We start from the raw sequence: 1222 nt of genomic DNA on the forward strand, positions 1-1222 counted from the left end.
TGTGAGTTCAACCGATGGATGCAACACATTGGTTAAAACGCTCTGCGGGTGATTCAAAGTCCAGCGTTTTTCTCGGCCTTTCGTTGAGCTGTCTGGCAACACTGTTAAGTCTTTGCTGGCTGTGAACCGATAAGTCAGTTCCTTTTGGAAAATACTGCCTGAGCAATCTGTTCGTATTTTCATTGGAGCCGCGTTGCCAGGGGGATTGAGGATCGCAGAAGTAAACCTGAATATCTGTGGCTACAGTAAACCGGGTGTGGCTGGTCATTTCAGCGCCCCGGTCCCATGTTAATGTTTTATAAAGCTCAGCAGGTAATTCCCGGGCTTGTTTGATGAGTACAGATATAACCGTTATGGTCTTGTTGTCCCTGATCTTGGCCAGCATAACAAAACGGGAATGACGTTCTACAAGGGTGACGATACAGGAGTTTTTCGAGCCCTGGATCAGGTCACCTTCCCAGTGCCCTGGTATGGCTCTGTCAGCGGCTTCAGGTGGCCTTTCGCTGATAGAGATTGTATCCGGGATTGACCCTAAACCTTTCCCTTTAAGCGATGATGTTCTGGATCGACGCACGACTCTTCCGCTTCTGAGGCATTGCTGCAGTTCTTTTTTAATGCACCCCGGGTTTGTATAAAAAGCGTTTTATAAATTGTTTCGTGTGACACATGCATTTCCTGATTATCGGGATAACAGCGTTTTAGCCAACCGGCGATTTGTTCCGGCGACCAGTCCTGATGCATCTTCTCTGCGATGATTTTACACAAAGTGGGGCTTTCGATTAGCTTGCAGGGTTTTGGTCTCAGGGCACTTTCCCATGCAGTGGCATCCGCTTTTGCTGCACGATATTGTTTTGCACCTCCGTGCCTATTGATCTCGCGACTAATCGTTGAGGGAGCTCTTGATAATTTGGCAGCGATGTCCCTGATGCTGCGTTTTGCTACCAGCCCTCTGGATATCTCCTCTCTTTCATCAAGCGAAAGCGCTAACGGGTGCCGCTTTCGGACAGGGGGACGGTATCCACCAGTCTGGTGGATAGTGGGCATGATAGAAGAATGATATCTGTCGAACATTCTGGCGATATCATGCAGGGAATCACCTTGCTTATATCTGTCCTGGATAATCGCTTTCTGTTCTGGCGTGTAGTAAATGCGCGTTCTTCGTTTCATGGCAACGTCCCCCTTCGATTAAGGATAGCGTTGCATCGACCCGTTGAACTCACAG

Annotated in this window: 1 pseudogene; it reads right to left on the reverse strand. The window is 48.5% G+C overall.

The features are described from left to right. Positions 1-7 precede the first annotated feature (7 nt). Positions 8-1167, reverse strand: a pseudogene (locus tag CWM66_RS27855) (IS30 family transposase). Between the last annotated feature and the right edge of the window lie 55 nt (positions 1168-1222).

Source organism: Kosakonia sp. H7A (assembly GCF_003028445.1).
Taxonomy (GTDB): Bacteria; Pseudomonadota; Gammaproteobacteria; order Enterobacterales; family Enterobacteriaceae; genus Kosakonia; species Kosakonia radicincitans.